This window comes from Allobosea sp. FBZP-16, from assembly GCF_002831785.1.
GTDB lineage: Bacteria > Pseudomonadota > Alphaproteobacteria > Rhizobiales > Beijerinckiaceae > Allobosea > Allobosea lupini.
Genome location: NZ_LNCQ01000032.1, coordinates 1 through 18350, shown reverse-complemented (window position 1 = coordinate 18350; position 18350 = coordinate 1). Strand labels below are relative to the sequence as shown.

The following is an 18350-nucleotide window of genomic DNA, read 5'->3' as shown; positions in this document are numbered from 1 at the left end:
AGGCGAGAGTCAACGCCGGCCGGCGGCGACGAACTTGTCTCGATTCCAGACGAGCCGGCGCTGGCAGCCAATGTGGCCGGAGCGGCCGCAGGCGCTGCCGTGCAGGGACAGCACCAGCACGGACTTGCCGCCGGCTTGAGCGAGCGACCAGCCCTGGACATTGCTGCCATAGGCCTGGCGGTAGCCGCCCCCGCTCGACATCAGGATATCGAGCGTGCAGCCCGCCGAGCCGCAGAATGGATTGGTCGACATCCCGCCGACGCACTCGGACTCGCTATAGTCGAGCAGATAGTCGGGCTGGCCGTCGCCGTTGAAATCGGCCGTTCGCTGGAAGCCCGACTTGAACGTCGCGCGCCCGCCGCAGGTCTCCCGGATTTCGTCGCGGACCTTGGCGATCTCGGCGGGAACCGATTGTTGCGCCAAGGCGCCCGCGCCGAACTGAGCAGCGAAGGACAAACCCAAAGCAAGACTGCGCCACAAGTCCATCACCTCCCCCTCGGCAACACCGGCATGACGCCACGGCAAGGCACATCATGTTGCGTCCGGTCCGGATAAAAGCAACATCCCACCCGCATCGCTTCCGGAGTACCCATGCCCCGTCTCGTCTACGTTCTCAACGGCCCGAACCTGAACCTGCTCGGCAAGCGCCAGCCTCACATCTACGGTTCCGAGACCCTCGCCGATGTCGAGGATGCCTGCCGGGCGCTGGGCAAGGAACTCGACCTCGAGATCCGCTTCCACCAGTCGAACCGCGAATACGAGATCATCGACTGGATCCACGCGGCGCGCGAGCAGGCGACCGGCATCGTCATCAATCCCGGCGCCTTCACCCATACCTCGGTCGCGATCCTCGACGCGCTCAACACCTTCGATGGCACGGTGATCGAGTGCCATATCTCGAACGTGCACAAGCGCGAGAGCTTCCGGCACCATTCCTACATGTCGCTGCGCGCCGACGGTGTCATCGCCGGCTTCGGCACGCAGGGCTATCTGCTGTCGCTGCGCAGGGTGGCGAAGCTCGCGGACGAGAAGACGGGCTGAGCCGACTGCGGCTCTCGCTCATCGTTACGGCGCCGGCCGCACCGGCCGGCGCCAAGACCCAGGTTGGTCACATCAAGCGGGTGATCATGGCCGATCGGATCGAACGATATCTGGCGTCACCAGCGTAATCGATGCGGCATGCAAACCTTTTTTTGAAGTAAATAAAAACAAGGCCAGAGCAACAACCCAGTTGCCCTGCCACGACAACTTGCACATGTCAGGCGAATGCTCTAATCGCACCTCGGCGGCGCCGACCGGCTGCTGCAACGAGAACACTGACGTGACCAAAGCAAATCTTCTTGGTATCGCCGTGCTTGCCGGCTGGATCAGCCTGCCGGCAATCTCCGCCCTCGCGCAGACAGAGCCGCCGGCGACCGAAGAGGCCGAGCCGGCGCCGCGCGCGCGAGCCGCCCGCCCGGCTCCCGCGGCACGTCCTGCCCCTGCGGCGCGTCCGGCGACGGCGAATCCGCCCGCCCGTCCCGCGACCGCGCAGGCTCCGGCGACGCCGAGCGTGAGCCAGCCAGCCGCTGCGACGGCGCGACTGCCGAACGGCGCCTCGGCCGTCAACGAGGTCTATGGCGACTGGACCGTCGATTGCCGCATCAATGACGGCCAGAAGCTCTGCCTGCTGTCGCAATCGCAGGGCGACAGCCGCACCAACCAGCGTGTCTTCGCGATCGAATTGCGCGCCCCGAAGGATGGCCGCGCCGAAGGCACGATCCTGATGCCATTCGGGGTCAAGCTCAAAAACGGCGCCGTGCTCAAGCTCGACGAGAAGGATCTCGGCCAGGGCCTGCGCTTCTCGACCTGCGTCCCGGCCGGCTGCCTGCTGCCGATTTCCTTCCCGACCGTGGCGACCGACGCGATCAAGGGCGGCAAGACGCTGACCGCGGCGGCGCTCAACCTGTCCAGCAACGACGTGGTCTCGTTCAACATCGCGCTGAACGGCTTCGGCCCGGCGCTCGACAGGCTGGTGCAGCTGGCGAACTGATCGAAGGCGGCATGTTCTGGCACGAACCCGAGCATCTCCCCGCGGGAGAGTCTCGGGTCAGCGCCTCGCTCCGCTTGAGACCGAGGGCTCAGAGCTTCGCGCGCGGATCTTGTTTCGCCAGCCGTCCGAGCAGGTAGTCGACCTCGGCCTTGGCGGCGGCGGTCAGGCCGGGCCCCGGCTTGCGCTGCGCGTCATGGCTGAGGATGCCGCGCTTCATCATCACATATTTGCGCACGGCGAGGCCGACGCCCTGCTGCTGCTCATAGCGCAGCAGCGGCAGATGCGCGTCGAAGATGTCATGGGCCTCGTCGCGGCGGCCGGCCTTGCTGGCCTTGACGACGTCGATCAGCAGTTCCGGGAAGGCGTAACCGGTATTGGCGCCGTCGGCGCCGCGCTCCATCTCGAAATCGAGGAAGAGCCCGCCATTGCCGGTGAGGATCGCGACGCGGCGCAGCGAGCCGTCGGCCTCGAACTTGCGCAGGGTCGAAATCTTCTCGAGGCCCGGCCAGTCTTCATGCTTCAGCATCACGCAGGACGGGTTGTCCTGGATGATCTTGCGGATCACCGCCGGCGTCATCACGACCGATAGCGTCAGCGGATAGTCCTGAATGACGAAGGGGATGTCGGTGCCGATCGCCTCGACCGCCTGCGCGTAATAGCCGGTGATCTGGTCGTCGGTCCGCAGATTGGTTGGCGGAGCGATCATCACGCCGCCGGCGCCGAGATCCATGACCTGCCGCGCTAGGGAGCGCATCGCAGCGAAGCCTGGAGCGGAGACGCCGACGATGATCGGCTTAGCCCCCATCTTGGCGACGGCGCGCTTGACCAGCCCGATCGATTCCTCCGGCTCGAGCTTGGGCGCCTCGCCCATGATGCCGAGCACGGTGACGCCATCCGAGCCGATGCCGTGATAGAACTCGAACAGCCGGTCGGCCGAGGTCCAGTCGACGCTGCCGTCCGGATTGAACGGCGTCGGCGCGATCGGGAAGACACCGGAGGCTTCGGGGGTCAGAGGCATGGCTCGATCCTAGCTATTAAAGACATTCAAGAAGCGGTCGTCCCGGGCGAGCGAAGGGAGACCCGGGACCCATTCCGGAACCTTGATGGGTGAGGTTCAGGCATGGGTCCCGGCTCTGCGCGGCTTCGCCGCTTCGGCCGGGACGACCTGTCTCCTCTGGTATTCAAACAATCCGCGTCCGGACGGTGCCGACGCCGGCGATGACGCCTTCGAGCAGATCGCCCTTGACGACGGCCGCGACGCCTTCGGGCGTTCCGGTCATGATCAGGTCACCCGGCGCCAGCGTGACGAAGCCGGACAGATACGAGATCGTCTCCGGCACGTTCCAGATCATCTTGGCGAGATCGGAGCTCTGGCGCACCGTGCCGTTGACCTTGAGCTCGATCAGCCCCTTGTTGGGGTGACCGGCCTTGGCCGCCGGGACGAGCTCGCCGATCGGCGCCGAGAAATCGAAGCCCTTGCCCATGTCCCAGGGCTTGCCGGCCTTCTTGGCCGCGCCCTGCAGGTCGCGGCGGGTCATGTCGAAGCCGGCGGCATAGCCGTAGACATGGGAGAGCGCATCGGCTTCGGCGATGTCCTTGCCGCCCTTACCGATCGCGACGACGAGCTCCATCTCATGGTGCAGGTCGGCGGTCTTGGGCGGGTAGGGCATGTCGGCGCCGCCGGTCAGCACGGCATCGGACGGCTTGGTGAAGAAGAACGGCTCCTCGCGATCGGGATCGCCGCCCATCTCGCGGGTGTGCTCGGCGTAGTTGCGGCCGACGCAGAAGATGCGGCGCACCGGGAAGAGCCCGCCGCCGGCCACCGGGATGACGGCGACCTTCGGCTGATCGATGACATAGCTGGACATGGGCACGCCCCGTTCGAGAAATCCGCAGCGTTCATGCGGGAGCGCGCCCGCCGGGGCAAGTGCCGGGCATGCGATGGCGGGCCTGCGCTCCCCGCAATGACGCCTACGACGCCTTCGGCAGGTCCGGCACCTTGTAGGCCGTCGTCGCCTTGATCCGCTCCATGGCGAAACGCGAAGTGACGTTCTTGAGCGGGATCGTCTCGATCAGCTTCTTGTAGAAGGTGTCGTAAGCGGCCATGTCGGCGACGACGACGCGCAGCATGTAATCGACGTCGCCGGCCATCCTGTAGAACTCGATCACCTCCGGCATCGCAGCGACGCTCTGAGCAAACTTCTCGAGCCAGGGGCCGGAATGGTCGGCCGTCTCGATCTGGACGAAGACGGTGAGCCCGAGCCCGATCTTTTCGGGCGCGACCAGCGCCACGCGCTTGATGATCACCCCGGTCTGTTCGAGGCGCTGGATGCGCTTCCAGCACGGGGTCTGCGACAGCCCGACCCGATCGGCGAGCTCCGCGATCGAGATATTGGAGTCTGCCTGCAACACGGTCAGAATCTTGCGATCAATGGCGTCCATCTCTCGATCCATGGCGATGTAGAAAAAACCCTTTGCCTGATCGAGGCAACGGAGAATTTTCTTCTTTTTGAAGAGCTAAGCTTGTCTTTAGATAGAAAATCCTTTTATCAGACGTCAATAGGCTCGAAAACACGCACCGTTCAGGGAATTCCGATCATGGACCGCCGCCAGTTCCTGCTCGCCGGCTCGTCGCTCGCTGCCGCGCTGCCGTTTGGCGCTCGCGCCCAGGAGGCGATCCCGGCCCGCATCGGCTATATCCCGATCATCGGCACCGCCCCGATCTTCGTCGCCAATGGCGAGGGCTGGCTGAAGCAGGCCGGCATCACGCCGACGTTCACCGTATTCGAATCCGGCCCGAACATGATCCAGGCGCTCGCCTCGGGCACGATCGATTTCTACGTCGCTGGTGTCGCCCCGCTCGCCGTCGCCCGCTCGCGCGGCGTCGATATCCGCGTCGTCGCCTCGACTGCGACCGGCGAGAACGTCTTCGTCGCCGCCCCGGCCCTGGCGAAGTTCTTCACGACCGGCACGAGTGCAGCCGCCGCCTTCAAGGCGCACAAGGCCACGACCGGCAAGCCGGCACGCCTCGCCACCCAGCCCGCCGGCTCGGTGCCCAACACCGTGCTGCAATACTGGCTCTGGGAGGTCGCCAAGGCCGACAAGGGCGATGTCGAGATCGTGCCGATGGGCATCGACGCGACCCAGCAGGCCGTGCTCGCCGGCGCCGTCGAGGGCGCGATCGTGCGCGAGCCGGCCCTGACCATCGTCCAGACCCGCAATCCCGGCATCAAGCTGATCGCCGGCGGCGAAGACGTGTTCCCCGGCCAGCCCGGCACGGTCGTCGCCGTCTCCGGCGCCTTCGCCGCCAAGAACGGCGCCGCCGTGCAGGGGCTGGTCTCCGGCCTGGTCAAGGCGGCCGACATCCTGATCAAGACCCCGGCCAAGGCCGCGCCCCATGTCGGCGCCGCGCTCGGCAAGGGCATCGTCGACCCCGCTTTGATCGAGAAGGCACTGGTCTCGCCGGCGACCCGCTTCGAGATCGACCCGCGCAAGATCATCGAGCCCGCCCGCGCGATGCAGGCCTATCAGGTCAAGCTCGGCTCGCTCGAGAAGGAACTTCCGTTCGACGGCCTGTTCGAGACGCAGTATTACGAGCGCGCCATCAAGGGCTGACGGGGCTATCGATTTGCGTTCACTGCGGGCTCCGGCCCTTGCCCTGACGGGCCTCGTCGCCTTCCTGCTGCTCTGGGAGGCGATCCCTTATTTCGGCATCGTCAATCCGGCCTTCCTGCCGGGCCCGAGCGCGCTGCCGAGCGCCTTCCTGCGCGAGGTCAAGTCCGGCGCCTGGCTCTCGGCGATCATGGGCTCGCTCGGCCACTACTTCATCGGCCTGTTCACCGGCGCAGGGCTTGGCATCGCGCTCGGCGTGCTCACCGGCATGTCCAAGATCGCCGAGGAGACCACCGCCTGGGTGGTTCGCGTGCTGCGGCCGATCCCCGGCCTTGCCTGGGTGCCGTTCGCGATCATCTGGTTCGGCGTCAACCCGCAGGCGGCGGTATTCATCATCGCGATCGGCGTGTTCTGGATCGTCTTCTTCGCGGCGCAGGGCGCGATCCGCGGCGTCGACCGCGACCTGATCGAGGTCGCCGACGCTTTCGGCTTCCGCTCGCCGCTTCAGCGCCTCAGCAAGATCCTGCTGCCGGCGGCATTGCCCGGCATCCTGATCGGCGTGCGCACCGCGCTCGGCCAGGCCTGGATGGCGGTGGTCGCCGCGGAGATCTTCGGCGTCGCCGGCGTCGGCCAGCGCATGATGCAGGCCTCCAGCCTGCTCGCGACCGATATCGTGGTGATCTACATGCTGACCATGGCAGCGCTTTACGGCCTGCTCGACACATTGTTCGTCGCCTTCCAGGGATGGGTGCTGCGTTGGAAAGCGTGATCGACATCAAGGAGCTGTCGCTCACCTTCACCCGCGACGGCGAGGCGACGCAGGTGCTGCGCAAGCTCAACCTCTCTGTGGCCCCAGGCGAGTTCCTCGCCATCGTCGGCCCCTCCGGCGTCGGCAAGTCGACGCTGCTGCGCGTCATCGCCGGCTTGGCCAAGCCAAGCGGCGGCGAGGTCGTGATCAATGCAAAGGACAATACCCGCCGGCCGGTGGCGCTGGTCTTCCAGGATTCGCGGCTGCTGCCCTGGCGTAAGGTGATCGCCAATGTCGGCTTCGGCTTGGAAGGCCAGGCGCCCCGGGCAGAACGTCTCGCCAAGGCGCAGCAGACGCTCGACCTCGTCGGCCTCGGCCATCTCGCCCAGCGCTGGCCGCATCAGCTCTCCGGCGGCCAGCGCCAGCGCGTCTCGCTGGCGCGCGCGCTCGCGGTCGAACCCGAGATCCTGCTGATGGACGAACCCTTCTCGGCACTCGACGCGCTGACGCGCGAGACCCTGCAGGACGAGCTGATCGAGGTCCGCCGCCGCACCGGCAAGACGGTGCTGTTCGTCACCCACGACATCGACGAAGCCGCCTATCTCGCCGACCGGGTCGTAGTGCTCTCCGGCGCGCCCGGCCAGATCATTGCCGAGCACAAGATCGTGGCCGCCCATCCGCGCCGGCGCGGGGCGGAAGCGGAAGCGCAGATCGTGCGGGCGGTGCGCGTCGATCTCGGCGCGGATATCGTGAGTGACGGGGCTGCGATCTGAACTGCCGGACGCCGCGCTCGCGCGAATTCACGCCGGACTTGTTACTCACAACCGCCCGAGGCATCCGGCTACGGTTCTCCCATCGCACCAGACGAGAGGAGAACGTCATGACCAACCGCGATTACAGCCTCAGCTTCACCGTCGCCCAGTCACCGGACACCGTCTTCGCCGCCATCGCCAATGTGCACGGCTGGTGGTCGCAGGAAATCAGCGGCGGCACCGAGCATGTCGGCGACATCTTCGCCTACCGCTACCAGGACCTGCATCGCTGCAGGATCGCGGTCACGGAGGCGGCGCCCGGCAAGAGAATCGTCTGGCACGTGCTCGACAACTATTTCAGCTTCACCCGGGACGAGACCGAGTGGAAGGGCACGGACATCGTCTTCGACATCAGCGACAAGGACGGCGTCACCGAAGTCACCTTCACCCATCGCGGGCTGGTGCCGAGCTATGAATGCTTCGAGGCCTGCTCGCAGGGCTGGCGCATGTATGTCGAAGGCAGCCTGCGCGACCTGATCATGACCGGCAAGGGCCGCCCCAATGTCGGCGAGGCGATGACCGAGAGCGAGCGCATCCTCGCCGCCTGAGCGCATCCGCCATGGGATAGAGGGGCGCCGAACTCGCGCTTTGGCGCTCCCTACGCAGAAAGTTCGTTCGCCTTTACGAACGCGGGCGACGGTGATATTCCCTTCGTCCGTTATATCGAACGAGCCGGACGAGATATCATGGCGAACGACGCGACAGGCACAGCCGCACTGCATCCCGAAACCCTGCTCGTCCACGCCGGCACGCTGCGCTCGCAATACGGCGAGACCTCGGAAGCCCTGTTCCTGACGCAGGGCCATGTCTATGACAGCGCCGAGCAGGCCGAGGGCCGCTTCCTGAACACCGACCCCGGCTTCCAGTACGGGCGCCTCTCCAACCCGACCGTCGCCATGCTGGAACAGCGTATGGCTGCCTTCGAGGGCGCCGAGGCCTGCCGCGCCACCGCGACCGGCATGGCGGCCGTCACCGCGGCGGTGATGGCCCCGGTGCGGGCCGGTGACCACGTCGTCGCGGCACGCGCGCTGTTCGGCTCCTGTCGCTACGTCATCGAGGACCACCTGCCGCGCTATGGTGTCGAATCGACGCTGGTCGACGGCACCGACATTGCCGCCTGGCGCGCTGCGATCAGGCCGAACACCAAGCTGCTCTTCCTGGAGAGCCCGGCCAATCCGACGCTGGAGGTGATCGACATCGCCGCCGTCGCCGCGATCGCCAAGGAGGCCGGCGTCATCCTCGTGGTTGACAATGTCTTTGCAACGCCACTATTCCAGCGCCCGCTCGAACTCGGTGCCGATCTCGTCGTCTATTCCGCCACCAAGCACATCGACGGCCAGGGCCGCTGCCTCGGCGGCCTTATCCTCGGCTCGAAGGCGCTGATCGAGGCCGATATTCAGACCTATCTGCGCCAGACCGGCCCGGCCATGTCGCCCTTCAACGGTTGGGTGATGCTGAAATCGCTGGAGACGCTGCCCCTGCGAATTCGCCAGCAGGCACAGAACGCGACTGCGGTCGCGACCTGGCTCAAGGGCCGCAAGGACCTGCCGCATGTCGCCTTCATCGGCGATCCCGACCATCCCCAGGCCGACATCATCGCCAGGCAGATGACCGGCCCCTCGACGCTGATCGCCTTCGAGGTCGCGGGCGGCAAGGACGCGGCCTACCGCTTTCTCAACCGGCTCAGGCTGATCCGCATCTCCAACAATCTCGGCGACGCCAAGAGCCTGATCGTCCATCCGGCGACGACGACGCATCAGCGTTTCACGGCGGAGGTGCGCGCCAGCATGGGCGTCGGCGACGGTCTGGTCCGCCTTTCGATCGGGCTGGAACATGCAGACGACCTCATCGCCGATCTCAAGCAGGCGCTCGACGGCTGATTCGAACCAGTGTCGCGGCCGCGCGTTGGACCTTCGGCAACAACCGAGGTTCAACCATGATCCGCAAGCCCGCCTGCACGAAGACCGCCTGCACGACCGCGCTTCTCGCCCTGCTCGCCGCGCCGGCGTTCGCTCAGAACGCTGCGCCGGCCTCGCCAGGGCCTGTCGAAAAGCCGTCCTCGCCGGAGCTCGTCGCCTGCAAGGCGACCGCGATGGCGGCACTGACGGCGCGCGAGCCCGAGATCAAGGACATCTATATCGACGAGGATGGGCTGACGATCGCGGTGTCCGAGACCAAGGTCGAGGATACGCCGATCAAGCGCATCATCATGGGCGAGGCCTATCTGAAGACCGACAAATCCGACAAGCCGCGCCGCTTCCTCTGCCTGGTCGGCGAGAAGGGCAAGGTGCTCCTGACCTTCTTCACACAGCGATAGGCAACGCCTCAACCTCCATCGACGATCTGCGTGGTCGGCCGGTCGCGGCCGTCGGCCAGTTCTTCGTGCCATTCGCCCTTGGCATCCTGGTAGACGATGCCGTCAGTGACACCGGGCCTCTTCTGGCGGGCAGCGGCCTTGTTCGCCGCCTTCAGCGCGGCGTCATGCGAGCGGAAGGTTTCCGAAAGAGCGTCGCCGACCTTGTAGGCCCAGCCGCCATCGTGCTGGACGATCTCGTACTTCACCATGACCATGAGCGTCCTCCATGGCTCACTGATCGAACCAATGGCGTGCGCCCCCGGTTCCACCGACGGCGAGGATAGCCCTGCCTCGCCCGCGGCGAAAGGGTGTCTCGACGTTCAGTCGCCGTTGCCGGTATCGGCGGCGCGCAGCCCGTCCAGCACCGGCATCGAGGTGATGTGATAGCCGGCGTCGATATGGTGGATGTCGCCGGTGACGCCCGCTGACAGGTCCGAGAGATAATACAGCGCCGAGCCGCCGATCTCGTCCAGCGTCACCGATTTGCGCAGGGGCGAGTTGGCGCGCTGCCAGGAATACATGGCGCGCGCGTCGGAAATGCCGGCGCCGGCCAGCGTGCGCACCGGCCCGGGCGAGAGCGCATTCACGCGGATGCCTTTCGGTCCGTAATCGGCAGCGAGGTAGCGCATGCTGGCTTCGAGCGCCGCCTTGGCGACACCCATGACATTGTAGTTCGGCATCACGCGGGTCGAGCCGCCATAGGTCAGCGTGATCATGCTGCCGCCCTGCGGCATGCGCTCGGCGGCGCGCTTGGCCGCTTCAGTGAACGAGAAACAGGAGATCACCATGGTGCGCGAGAAATTCTCGCGGGTGGTGTCGGCATAGAGCCCCTTGAGCTCGTTCTTGTCGGAGAAGCCGATGGCGTGGATCAGGAAATCGAGCGTGTTGCGCTCGGGGTCGCCACCCCAGGCCTCGTCGAGCGCGGCGAAGGCGGCATCGACCGTCGTGACGTCCTCGACATCGCAGGGAATCACCAGCTTCGAGCCGATGCTCTCGGCCAGCGGCTTGACGCGCTTGCCGAGCGCCTCGCCCTGATAGGTGAAGGCCATTTCGGCGCCATGCGCATGCAGGGTCCGGGAGATGCCCCAGGCGATCGAATTCTGGTTGGCGACGCCCATGACGAGGCCGCGCTTGTTGTGCATCAGGGGGAGCATGGGGGTCACTATTCGTGTTTACGGGCCGGAGCGGGCGGAGGGCAGATCTGTTTGGCTGAAATCCTGCCCCTTGAACAGGATGCGAGCATCATGAACGGCCGCGCAGGCATAGGCAAAACAATCGCCCATGTTGAGCGCCGCCGGATGACGCCCTTTGCCGAAACGGTCGAAAACGGATACCGCGACGTGACCCTGCCCCTCATCGATCGGTGCGACGGCAATCGACATCCGGCTCAGGGTGAGATGAACCTCGTCCCTGGCGATAGCCGCAGGAATGGCATTGACGCGCGCGATCGCGAGCGATGCCTCATCGATCGCAAAGGGCGAGGTTATGGCGGAGTCGCCCTCATCGAGGGCACTTGCGAGATCGGCCGCGTCCGGCTCACCCAGGATCATGGCAACGATCGCCGAGGCGTCGACATAGATCATTCGTCGCCCGACAGCCAATCGTAGAACGCCTTGTCGGCCTTCAAACCTGCCTTCGGATAGGCGGCGACGCGCTCTTGGATGTCCCGGATACGCTCGATCATCGGCCGTTTGTCTTCTTCATTCCTGCAGCTTGGTGACGTCGTCGCACTGCATCACCTGGAAACACCGGGCAAAATCCGCCGAGATCCAGCTGTCGATATAGGTCAGGCCTTCCGGCATCATCCGGCCATGCTCATGGAAGCGGGCGTAGATCTCCTTCACGCGCGCCTGGTCGAAATGCTCGATCACCATGAAGAGCATGGCCCGCTCCTTAGGCTTCCAGACGCTTCATCACGATCGTCGCGTTGGTGCCGCCGAAGCCGAAGGAGTTGGAGAGCACGCAGCCGAGGCCGGCATTGTCGATGCGCTTGCGCACGATCGGCATGTCGGCAAAGGCCGGGTCGAGCTCCTCGATATGGGCGCTCTCGCAGATGAAGTCGTTGTTGAGCATCAGCAGCGAATAGATCGCCTCCTGCACGCCGGTGGCGCCCAGCGAATGGCCGGTCAGCGACTTCGTCGCCGAGATCGGCGGGCTCTTCTCGCCGGCGCCGAAGACCTCGCGGATCGCCTCGATCTCCTTGGCGTCGCCGACCGGGGTCGAGGTGCCGTGCGGGTTGATGTAGTCGATCTTGGCCTTCACGCCGTCGAGAGCCATGCGCATGCAGCGCACCGCGCCCTCGCCGGACGGAGCGACCATGTCGTAGCCATCCGAGGACGCGCCGTAGCCGACGATCTCGCCATAGATGCGGGCGCCACGGGCCTTGGCGTGCTCGAGTTCCTCCAGCACGACGACGCCGGCGCCGCCGGCGATGACGAAGCCGTCGCGGCGGGCATCATAGGCACGCGAAGCCACGGCAGGCGTCTCGTTGAAGTCGGACGACATCGCGCCCATGCCGTCGAACAGCACGGAGAGCGTCCAGTCGAGCTCCTCGCAGCCGCCGGCGAAGATCACGTCCTGCTTGCCCCACTGGATCAGCTCATAGGCGTTGCCGATGCAATGGTTCGAGGTCGCGCAGGCCGAGGAGATCGAATAGTTGACGCCCTTGATCTTGAACCAGGTCGCCAGCGTCGCCGAGGCTGTCGAAGACATGCCCTTGGGCACGGCGAAGGGACCGACCTTCTTGGACGAGCCGCTCTCGCGCGCCTTGTCGTAGGCGTCGATCAGCGCGCGGGTCGAGGGGCCGCCCGAGCCCATGATGATGCCGGTGCGCTCATGGCTGATTTCCTTGTCTTCCAGCCCGGCGTCGCGGATGGCTTGCTCCATCGCAACCTGGTTCCAGGCCGAGCCGCCGCCATGGAAACGCATGGCGCGGCGGTCGAGCACGGTCGCAGGATCGAGCGTGGGCGCGCCGGCGACGCGGCTGCGAAAGCCATGCTCGGCGAAATCCTGGGCATAGGAGATGCCGGACTTGGCCTCGCGCAGCGAGGCCAGCACTTCCTGCGTATTGTTGCCGATGGACGAGACGATGCCCATCCCGGTGACCACAACGCGTCTCATGCTGCTTCTCCGGCTCTTTGGTGACGGGCCGGGAGGCCAACCCCGGACCTATGATAGATCGACACCCGCGCAAATGGACCGCGCGGACAGCGAAGGCAAGGCGCGACGATCGCCTTTATGATTCCGAGCGGGATTTCAGCGAAAATCGGTGCCCACTTTTCGCATCCCGCTCGGGTTCATTTTGCTTAGGCTGCTTCCGGCTTGAACAGGCCGACGCGCATATCGGTCGTCGTATAAATGCGCTTCCCGTCGGCCTCGAGCCAGCCATCCGCGATGCCGAGGACGAGCTTGGACTTGAAGACGCGCTTGAAATCGACGCCGTAGACGACGTGCTTGACCGAGGGCAGAACCTGGTCGGCGAACTTGACCTCGCCGACGCCGAGCGCGCGGCCGCGGCCCGGCAGGCCGAGCCAGCCGAGGAAGAAGCCGGTGAGCTGCCAGAGCGCATCGAGGCCGAGGCAGCCCGGCATCACCGGATCGCCCTTGAAATGGCAGTCGAAGAACCAGAGGTCCGGCCGGACGTCGAGCTCGGCGCGCACCATGCCCTTGCCATGCGGGCCGCCGGTCTCGCTGATCTCTGCGATACGGTCGAACATCAGCATCGGCGGCAGCGGCAGCTGCGCATTGCCCGGCCCGAAGAGTTCGCCGCGCCCGCAAGCGAGGATCTCCTCGTAGCTGAATGACGATTGCCGCTCCATATCCGACTTCACTCCATTCAGGCCGCCCGCTATCCGGTGGCCAACTCCCGATGCAACGTGCCTAACACGGTGGCGCTGCGGAACGAAAGGGTCGGGGCGGCCTACCGTGGAAGATCGCAGCCCGTTTCCTGCCAAGGCACCGAGCCAAAGCCGGCCGGCGGCACCGCGATGCTTGCAGCTGGACAACCAAGGCCTTACATCGAATCTAAACGATGGCGTCCCGATCATGGGGACGGGTTTCACGGAGACGACGCGCGGCATGGACGGCCTGACGCAGGACCAGGGCTACGGAACGGACGCGCGGCAGGGCTGCCCCTTCCACGATGTGCGCCAGAAGCTGCGCCGGGTGGGCCTGCGGCCGACGCGCCAGCGGGTCTCGCTCGGCTGGCTGCTCTTCGCCAAGGGCGACCGGCACATCAGCGCCGAGATGCTTTACGAGGAGGCGATGAAGGCGCGCGTGCCGGTCTCGCTTGCGACCGTCTATAATACGCTGCATCAATTCACGCAGGCTGGCCTGCTGCGCGAGCTCGCGATCGACGGCGCCAAGACCTTCTTCGACACCGACAACAGCGACCATCACCATTTCGTCGTCGATGGCGAGGACAAGGTCATCGACATCCCGGCCTCGGCGGTCGACGTCGCCGAATTGCCGCCTCCTCCCGATGGCTACGAGATCAGCCGGGTCGACGTCGTCGTCAGGTTGCGCAAGGTCGCCGGCTAAGGCTTCCGCGCCGCGACCGGACCTACTGCACGGTCTCGTTGGGATAGACGCCCCAGAGCCGGTCCTGCTTCATATAGCCGGACATCTTGCTCACCGTGACGCGGCACCAGCCATTCTGGCAGGACTGGACATTGGCGATGACGCCGGGCTCGAGCGTCGCCACCACCGGCGCGCTGTCGCTGGTCGTCTCGCGCAGCGAGAAGGTTTCGCCCTTGTTCTTCGACCAGGGTGAGACCAGCACGGTGCGCCGTCCCGAGAGCAGGCTGTGCAGCACCCAGCCCTCGGTGCCGTCGGCATCGCGCACGCGGCGCCATGTCTCGAATTCGGCGGTGATCTCGACCGGCAGGCCGGCGCGCTGGAACACCCAGCTGGTGCGGTGCTCCTTCGAGGGCCCCTCGCGCAGATTGACGCGGTCCGACTTCAGGCTGACATAGCGCGGCAGCGGCAACCCCGAGACCGGGCCATTGGCGACCTCCTGAGCCAAGCTCGGCATCGCCAGCAGGGCAAGGCCGGCCGCAACCGCAAGGCCGAGCGCAGCGCGCATCGTCTGAACCGTCATCCCACCCACTCCTCGCCTGCCTCGCTTCCGGCGCATTAGCGCCAAAGGGTCAGGTTGTGTTCCGCCGCAACGCTGCTAGAGAACGAAACGGCCGCCGACCGTCGAAACGGCCCGACTCAATTCCTGATGCGCCTCGGTTAATGGGGGGTTGAGGCGGAATGGCGACGCTGCGGCCACTGGTCGCGCCCGGCCGGGCGCAGCGCCGGCAGTATCGGAGCCTGAGGGGCATCAAGGAGCCGCCATGACGAAGAAAAAGCCCCTGGTCGTGGTTACGCGCAAGCTTCCGGCCGTGGTCGAGACGCGCATGCGTGAGCTCTTCGACGCCAGGCTCAATCTCGACGACACGCCGATGAGCCAGGCCGCGTTGGTCGAGGCGATGAAGACCGCCGACGTGCTGGTCCCGACCGTGACCGACAAGATCGACGCCGGGCTGATCGCCCAGGCCGGCGAGCAATTGCGCCTGATCGCCAATTTCGGCAACGGCGTCGACAATATCGACGTCGCCAGCGCGGTGCAGCGTGGCATCACCGTGACCAACACGCCGGGCGTGCTGACCGACGACACTGCCGACATGACGATGGCGCTGATCCTCGCCGTCGCCCGGCGCATCGCCGAGGGCGCCCGCATCATCACCGACGACGAATGGGCCGGCTGGTCGCCGAACTGGATGCTGGGCCGCCGCATCACCGGCAAGCGCCTCGGCATCGTCGGCATGGGCCGGATCGGCCAGGCGCTGGCCAGGCGCGCCGCTGCCTTCGGCCTGTCGATCCACTACCACAACCGCCGCCGACTCGATTCGCGCATCGAAGAAGCGCTCGACGCGACCTATTGGGATTCGCTCGACCAGATGCTGGCGCGCATGGACGTCGTCTCGGTCAACTGCCCGCACACGCCGGCGACCTATCACCTGCTCTCGGCCCGCCGGCTCAAGCTGATGAAGCCCGACGCCATCCTGGTGAATACGGCGCGCGGCGAGATCGTCGACGAATCCGCCCTGTCGCGCATGCTGGAAGCCGGCGAGCTCGCCGGCGCCGGGCTCGACGTGTTCGAGCACGAGCCGGCGGTCAATCCGCGCCTGCTCAAGCTCGCCCGCCAGCACCGCGTCGTGGTTTTGCCCCATATGGGCTCGGCCACACATGAGGGCCGCGCCGACATGGGCGAGAAGGTCATCGTCAACATCAAGACCTTCATGGACGGGCACAAGCCGCCGGATCGCGTCCTGCCCAGCATGCTCTGAGCCCTGGCAGCGCCTCTCGTCATGTGAGGCGCTCCGAGCCGCATCGGCCGTGCCTAAACGCGTGGCCGGCAAGCTGGTGCTGCTGCCCTGACGGGGCTCAGCTGGCGCGGGCGGTGGCGAACTGACCGGCCTTGCGGAAGCGCCAGAGATAGCCGGGCACCTCGGCCTCGGCCGAGACCGGCGTGATGCCGAGCCCCTGCAACGTCCGGCCTTCCTTCTCGGCCGTCGCGGAGACGACATTGTCGCTCTCGAGCAACTTGACCTGGTCGCGCGTCAGGATGAGCTCGTTCGGCAAGATGCCGAGCGTCAGCATGTCGGCGAGCTCGAGGATCTGGCTTTGCAGACGGGCAATGCCGAAGGGCACCGGCACGATCAGGCGCTTGCGGCCGGTGACCTCGCAGACATAGTCGACCAGCTCGCGCAGCGTCTTCACCTCGGGGCCGCCGAGCTCATAGGCCCGGCCACCCTCGGCCTTGCCGTCGATGGCGCGCGCGATCGCTTCGGCCACGTCGCCGACGAAGACCGGCTGGAACTTCGTCTGCGCACCGGCGAGCGGCAGCACCGGCAGCATGCGCACCAGCGAGGCGAAGCGGTTGAAGAAGGTGTCCTCCGGCCCGAACATCACCGAGGGACGCAGTACGATCGCCTGCTTGACCAGGGCCTGGACCGCAGCCTCGCCTTCGGCCTTGCTGCGGGCATAGACGGACGTCGACTCGGCGTCGGCTCCGAGCGCGGAGACCTGGACCAAGCGCTCGACGCCGAAATGTGCGCAGGCCTGCGCCACGCCGCGCGCGCCTTGCGCCTGTACCGAGGCGAAGTTCTGCCGGCCCTTCTCGCGCAGGATGCCGACGAGGTTGATCACTGCATCGGCGCCGTTGACGGCGGCCGCGACCGAATCGGGATAGCGCAGATTGGCCTGGACCGCGGTGACCTGGCCGACGCTGCCGAGCGGCTGCAGGAAGCCGGCGAGGTCCGGGCGGCGCACGGCGGCGCGCACACGATAGCCGCGCCGCGCCAGCGCCCGCACGACATGCCGCCCGAGGAAGCCCGAGCCGCCGAAGACCGTGACGAGTTGCGAAGCGGGAGGCAGGACCGTCATGATGACGCGAAGCTCCGTTTGGAAGCGCTGAAAACTGGCTCTATTGTGCCTGTCCTAGTGCATAGCAGCGCGGCTGTGAAGGCGGTGAGACGCCGCCCGCAGCGCGACCGATACACTATTGTCAAAAAGCCGGCTTCGGCGGTTGACAGGCGCGTTCGGCCCCCGTAAACGAACCGCCGTTGCCCAGGTGGCGGAATTGGTAGACGCACCAGCTTCAGGTGCTGGCGCTCGCAAGGGCGTGGAGGTTCGAGTCCTCTCCTGGGCACCACTCTTTTTCGCCTTCGGCGTCAAGGAGTTAAGCATTGATAACGAGTTACATGGTATCCGCTTTGACACCGCGGTTTGACACCATGGCTCTTGCAATGTCTCGACCCTTCACTACCAAGCAGGGTTCCTACTATCTGAATGTGAAGGTGCCCAAAGCCCTTCGCGCGCAGGCGAAAGGCCTACGCGTCAGCCTCCCCGTGGCGGGAGAGCAGCACAGCGTGGTGATCGGCGAAAAGGTCGTTCTGTCGCTGAGGACCAAAGACCCGGAGACGGCAAAGACGCGCTTTCGCTTGGCGGCGCAGGCGCTCGGCAATTACTTCGACGCCATCGCGAAAGGGCCTCAGCCGCTGACGCGCACCCAGCGGACCGCGCTCGTTGGCGACGTCTACCGGGAGGCGGTGCGCGATCTCGACACAGACGACAATTTTCTGGATGCCATCGAGGCGACGTCCACAGAGTTCGACGCCAATGTTGCGCACCACCTCGGCATGGCGCCCGTCGACGAATCGTTCGACGGCATCCCTGTGCGACCGGCTGACGAAAAGACTGCCGAACTCCTGGCCGCGATCGATATGTACGATCCAAAGGCCCTCGCCGCCTGGGCCCTGAAATACGAAACCGATCCCACCAAGCGCGCGGTCGCGCTTGAACAGCTTTACGGCCCGCTCGTTGACGGCGAGATCGCCCGCAAGCAGATCCTCGTCGACGAGACGTCCCGCGGCAAAACGCTCGAGGTCATGGATCAGGCTGCGGACGCCTTCGGGGAGATGGCAACGCGCCGGCTGACCAGTCTGGACTTCACCGACCCCTTCGGCGCGGGGCTGCCCGCCTGGAACGCGCCGACGCCTCCGACGCCCGTTCCTGTCGCTGCGCCGCGCGGCGTCCTGACGGTGGAAATGCTCTTCTCCAAATGGAAAGAGGAGCACGCCCTGTCGCGCTCGCCCTCGACGTTTCGCCGCTATGGCTTCTCGATCGATGCGTTGATCGCCTTCTGGGGCCAGAAGGACGTCAGGTTGATGACGTCTGACGATGTGTTGGCCTTCGCCAAAGAGCGCCGGAAGACCATTCCAGCGGCGACCATCAACAAGA

At 66.0% G+C, this 18350-nt stretch carries 24 protein-coding genes and 1 tRNA gene; 12 read left to right on the top strand and 13 right to left on the bottom strand.

Annotated features, from left to right (window positions below):
• Positions 1-9: 9 nt before the first annotated feature.
• Positions 10-423, bottom strand: a complete 414-nt coding sequence (locus CXY91_RS16770) for a hypothetical protein (RefSeq protein ID WP_158673452.1) — start codon at positions 421-423, stop codon at positions 10-12.
• Positions 424-591: 168 nt separating this feature from the next.
• Here CXY91_RS16770 and aroQ point away from each other — a divergent pair, with 168 nt between their 5' ends.
• On the top strand, positions 592-1041 hold the full coding sequence (aroQ, locus tag CXY91_RS16765; protein ID WP_100962423.1) for a type II 3-dehydroquinate dehydratase: 450 nt from the start codon (positions 592-594) through the stop codon (positions 1039-1041).
• An 84-nt stretch (positions 1042-1125) separates the two neighbouring features.
• Here the strand turns inward: aroQ and CXY91_RS30600 are convergent, their stop codons facing one another.
• Entirely contained in the window at positions 1126-1329 is a 204-nt protein-coding gene (locus tag CXY91_RS30600; RefSeq protein WP_199777505.1) for a hypothetical protein, read from the bottom strand.
• Between CXY91_RS30600 and CXY91_RS16760 the strand changes: the two genes are divergently transcribed.
• Positions 1322-2032 (top strand): invasion associated locus B family protein, encoded by a 711-nt coding sequence (locus tag CXY91_RS16760; protein WP_248307524.1) that lies wholly within the window; start codon positions 1322-1324, stop codon positions 2030-2032. The two genes, CXY91_RS30600 and CXY91_RS16760, sit on opposite strands and share 8 nt — an antisense overlap.
• Positions 2033-2120: 88 nt before the next feature.
• On the opposite strand, the gene CXY91_RS16755 is transcribed toward CXY91_RS16760, so the two are convergent.
• From CXY91_RS16755 to CXY91_RS16745, 3 genes are all read right to left on the bottom strand, one after another.
• Positions 2121-3050, bottom strand: coding sequence for a dihydrodipicolinate synthase family protein (locus CXY91_RS16755; protein WP_100962421.1), 930 nt, complete (start codon positions 3048-3050; stop codon positions 2121-2123).
• 163 nt (positions 3051-3213) lie between these two features.
• Entirely contained in the window at positions 3214-3900 is a 687-nt protein-coding gene (locus CXY91_RS16750) for a fumarylacetoacetate hydrolase family protein (RefSeq protein ID WP_100962420.1), read from the bottom strand.
• 103 nt (positions 3901-4003) lie between these two features.
• Positions 4004-4474, bottom strand: coding sequence for an Lrp/AsnC family transcriptional regulator (locus CXY91_RS16745; protein ID WP_164547550.1), 471 nt, complete (start codon positions 4472-4474; stop codon positions 4004-4006).
• Between the two features lie 156 nt (positions 4475-4630).
• Here CXY91_RS16745 and CXY91_RS16740 point away from each other — a divergent pair, with 156 nt between their 5' ends.
• From CXY91_RS16740 to CXY91_RS16715, 6 genes are all read left to right on the top strand, one after another.
• Positions 4631-5647, top strand: a complete 1017-nt coding sequence (locus CXY91_RS16740; RefSeq protein ID WP_100962419.1) for an ABC transporter substrate-binding protein — start codon at positions 4631-4633, stop codon at positions 5645-5647.
• A 13-nt stretch (positions 5648-5660) separates the two neighbouring features.
• Positions 5661-6413, top strand: a complete 753-nt coding sequence (locus tag CXY91_RS16735) for an ABC transporter permease (RefSeq protein WP_100962418.1) — start codon at positions 5661-5663, stop codon at positions 6411-6413.
• Positions 6389-7165 carry an ABC transporter ATP-binding protein gene (locus CXY91_RS16730; RefSeq protein ID WP_100962417.1) on the top strand — a complete coding sequence of 259 codons (777 nt, stop codon included), beginning with the start codon at positions 6389-6391 and terminating at the stop codon, positions 7163-7165. The genes CXY91_RS16735 and CXY91_RS16730 overlap by 25 nt, the downstream gene beginning before the upstream one ends.
• Positions 7166-7272: 107 nt before the next feature.
• Positions 7273-7752 carry an SRPBCC family protein gene (locus CXY91_RS16725; RefSeq protein WP_100962416.1) on the top strand — a complete coding sequence of 160 codons (480 nt, stop codon included), beginning with the start codon at positions 7273-7275 and terminating at the stop codon, positions 7750-7752.
• A gap of 138 nt (positions 7753-7890) precedes the next feature.
• Positions 7891-9084, top strand: a complete 1194-nt coding sequence (metZ, locus tag CXY91_RS16720; protein ID WP_100962415.1) for an O-succinylhomoserine sulfhydrylase — start codon at positions 7891-7893, stop codon at positions 9082-9084.
• A 56-nt stretch (positions 9085-9140) separates the two neighbouring features.
• Positions 9141-9521, top strand: coding sequence for a hypothetical protein (locus CXY91_RS16715; RefSeq protein ID WP_100962414.1), 381 nt, complete (start codon positions 9141-9143; stop codon positions 9519-9521).
• An 8-nt stretch (positions 9522-9529) separates the two neighbouring features.
• On the opposite strand, the gene CXY91_RS16710 is transcribed toward CXY91_RS16715, so the two are convergent.
• The 6 genes from CXY91_RS16710 to fabA all read right to left on the bottom strand — a co-directional run bounded on the left by CXY91_RS16710 (position 9530) and on the right by fabA (position 13378).
• Positions 9530-9775 (bottom strand): DUF2188 domain-containing protein, encoded by a 246-nt coding sequence (locus CXY91_RS16710; RefSeq protein ID WP_091841467.1) that lies wholly within the window; start codon positions 9773-9775, stop codon positions 9530-9532.
• A 105-nt stretch (positions 9776-9880) separates the two neighbouring features.
• Entirely contained in the window at positions 9881-10714 is an 834-nt protein-coding gene (fabI, locus tag CXY91_RS16705; protein WP_100962413.1) for an enoyl-ACP reductase FabI, read from the bottom strand.
• An 18-nt stretch (positions 10715-10732) separates the two neighbouring features.
• A complete protein-coding gene (locus tag CXY91_RS16700) occupies positions 10733-11143 on the bottom strand; it encodes a type II toxin-antitoxin system VapC family toxin (protein WP_100962412.1) in 411 nt (136 codons plus the stop codon).
• A gap of 117 nt (positions 11144-11260) precedes the next feature.
• Positions 11261-11443 carry a DUF3303 domain-containing protein gene (locus CXY91_RS16695; RefSeq protein WP_100962411.1) on the bottom strand — a complete coding sequence of 61 codons (183 nt, stop codon included), beginning with the start codon at positions 11441-11443 and terminating at the stop codon, positions 11261-11263.
• Positions 11444-11453: 10 nt separating this feature from the next.
• Positions 11454-12680: a beta-ketoacyl-ACP synthase I gene (gene fabB / locus CXY91_RS16690; RefSeq protein ID WP_091841454.1), complete on the bottom strand. Its 1227-nt coding sequence runs from the start codon at positions 12678-12680 to the stop codon at positions 11454-11456.
• A 185-nt stretch (positions 12681-12865) separates the two neighbouring features.
• Complete coding sequence (gene fabA / locus CXY91_RS16685; RefSeq protein WP_091841451.1) at positions 12866-13378, bottom strand: 3-hydroxyacyl-[acyl-carrier-protein] dehydratase FabA; 513 nt, start codon at positions 13376-13378, stop codon at positions 12866-12868.
• 259 nt (positions 13379-13637) lie between these two features.
• Between fabA and irrA the strand changes: the two genes are divergently transcribed.
• Entirely contained in the window at positions 13638-14099 is a 462-nt protein-coding gene (gene irrA, locus CXY91_RS16680; RefSeq protein WP_199777491.1) for an iron response transcriptional regulator IrrA, read from the top strand.
• A 22-nt stretch (positions 14100-14121) separates the two neighbouring features.
• On the opposite strand, the gene CXY91_RS16675 is transcribed toward irrA, so the two are convergent.
• Positions 14122-14658, bottom strand: a complete 537-nt coding sequence (locus tag CXY91_RS16675; RefSeq protein WP_100962410.1) for an SH3 domain-containing protein — start codon at positions 14656-14658, stop codon at positions 14122-14124.
• 241 nt (positions 14659-14899) lie between these two features.
• Between CXY91_RS16675 and CXY91_RS16670 the strand changes: the two genes are divergently transcribed.
• Complete coding sequence (locus CXY91_RS16670; RefSeq protein ID WP_091841442.1) at positions 14900-15895, top strand: 2-hydroxyacid dehydrogenase; 996 nt, start codon at positions 14900-14902, stop codon at positions 15893-15895.
• Positions 15896-15992: 97 nt separating this feature from the next.
• Here the strand turns inward: CXY91_RS16670 and CXY91_RS16665 are convergent, their stop codons facing one another.
• Positions 15993-16994 carry a complex I NDUFA9 subunit family protein gene (locus CXY91_RS16665; RefSeq protein ID WP_100962409.1) on the bottom strand — a complete coding sequence of 334 codons (1002 nt, stop codon included), beginning with the start codon at positions 16992-16994 and terminating at the stop codon, positions 15993-15995.
• 181 nt (positions 16995-17175) lie between these two features.
• Here CXY91_RS16665 and CXY91_RS16660 point away from each other — a divergent pair.
• Both CXY91_RS16660 and CXY91_RS16655 read left to right on the top strand, forming a co-directional pair.
• Positions 17176-17262: transfer RNA gene (locus tag CXY91_RS16660), tRNA-Leu, on the top strand.
• Positions 17263-17356: 94 nt separating this feature from the next.
• The coding region (locus tag CXY91_RS16655) for a DUF6538 domain-containing protein (protein ID WP_158673451.1) at positions 17357-18350 on the top strand (994 nt) is incomplete at its 3' end.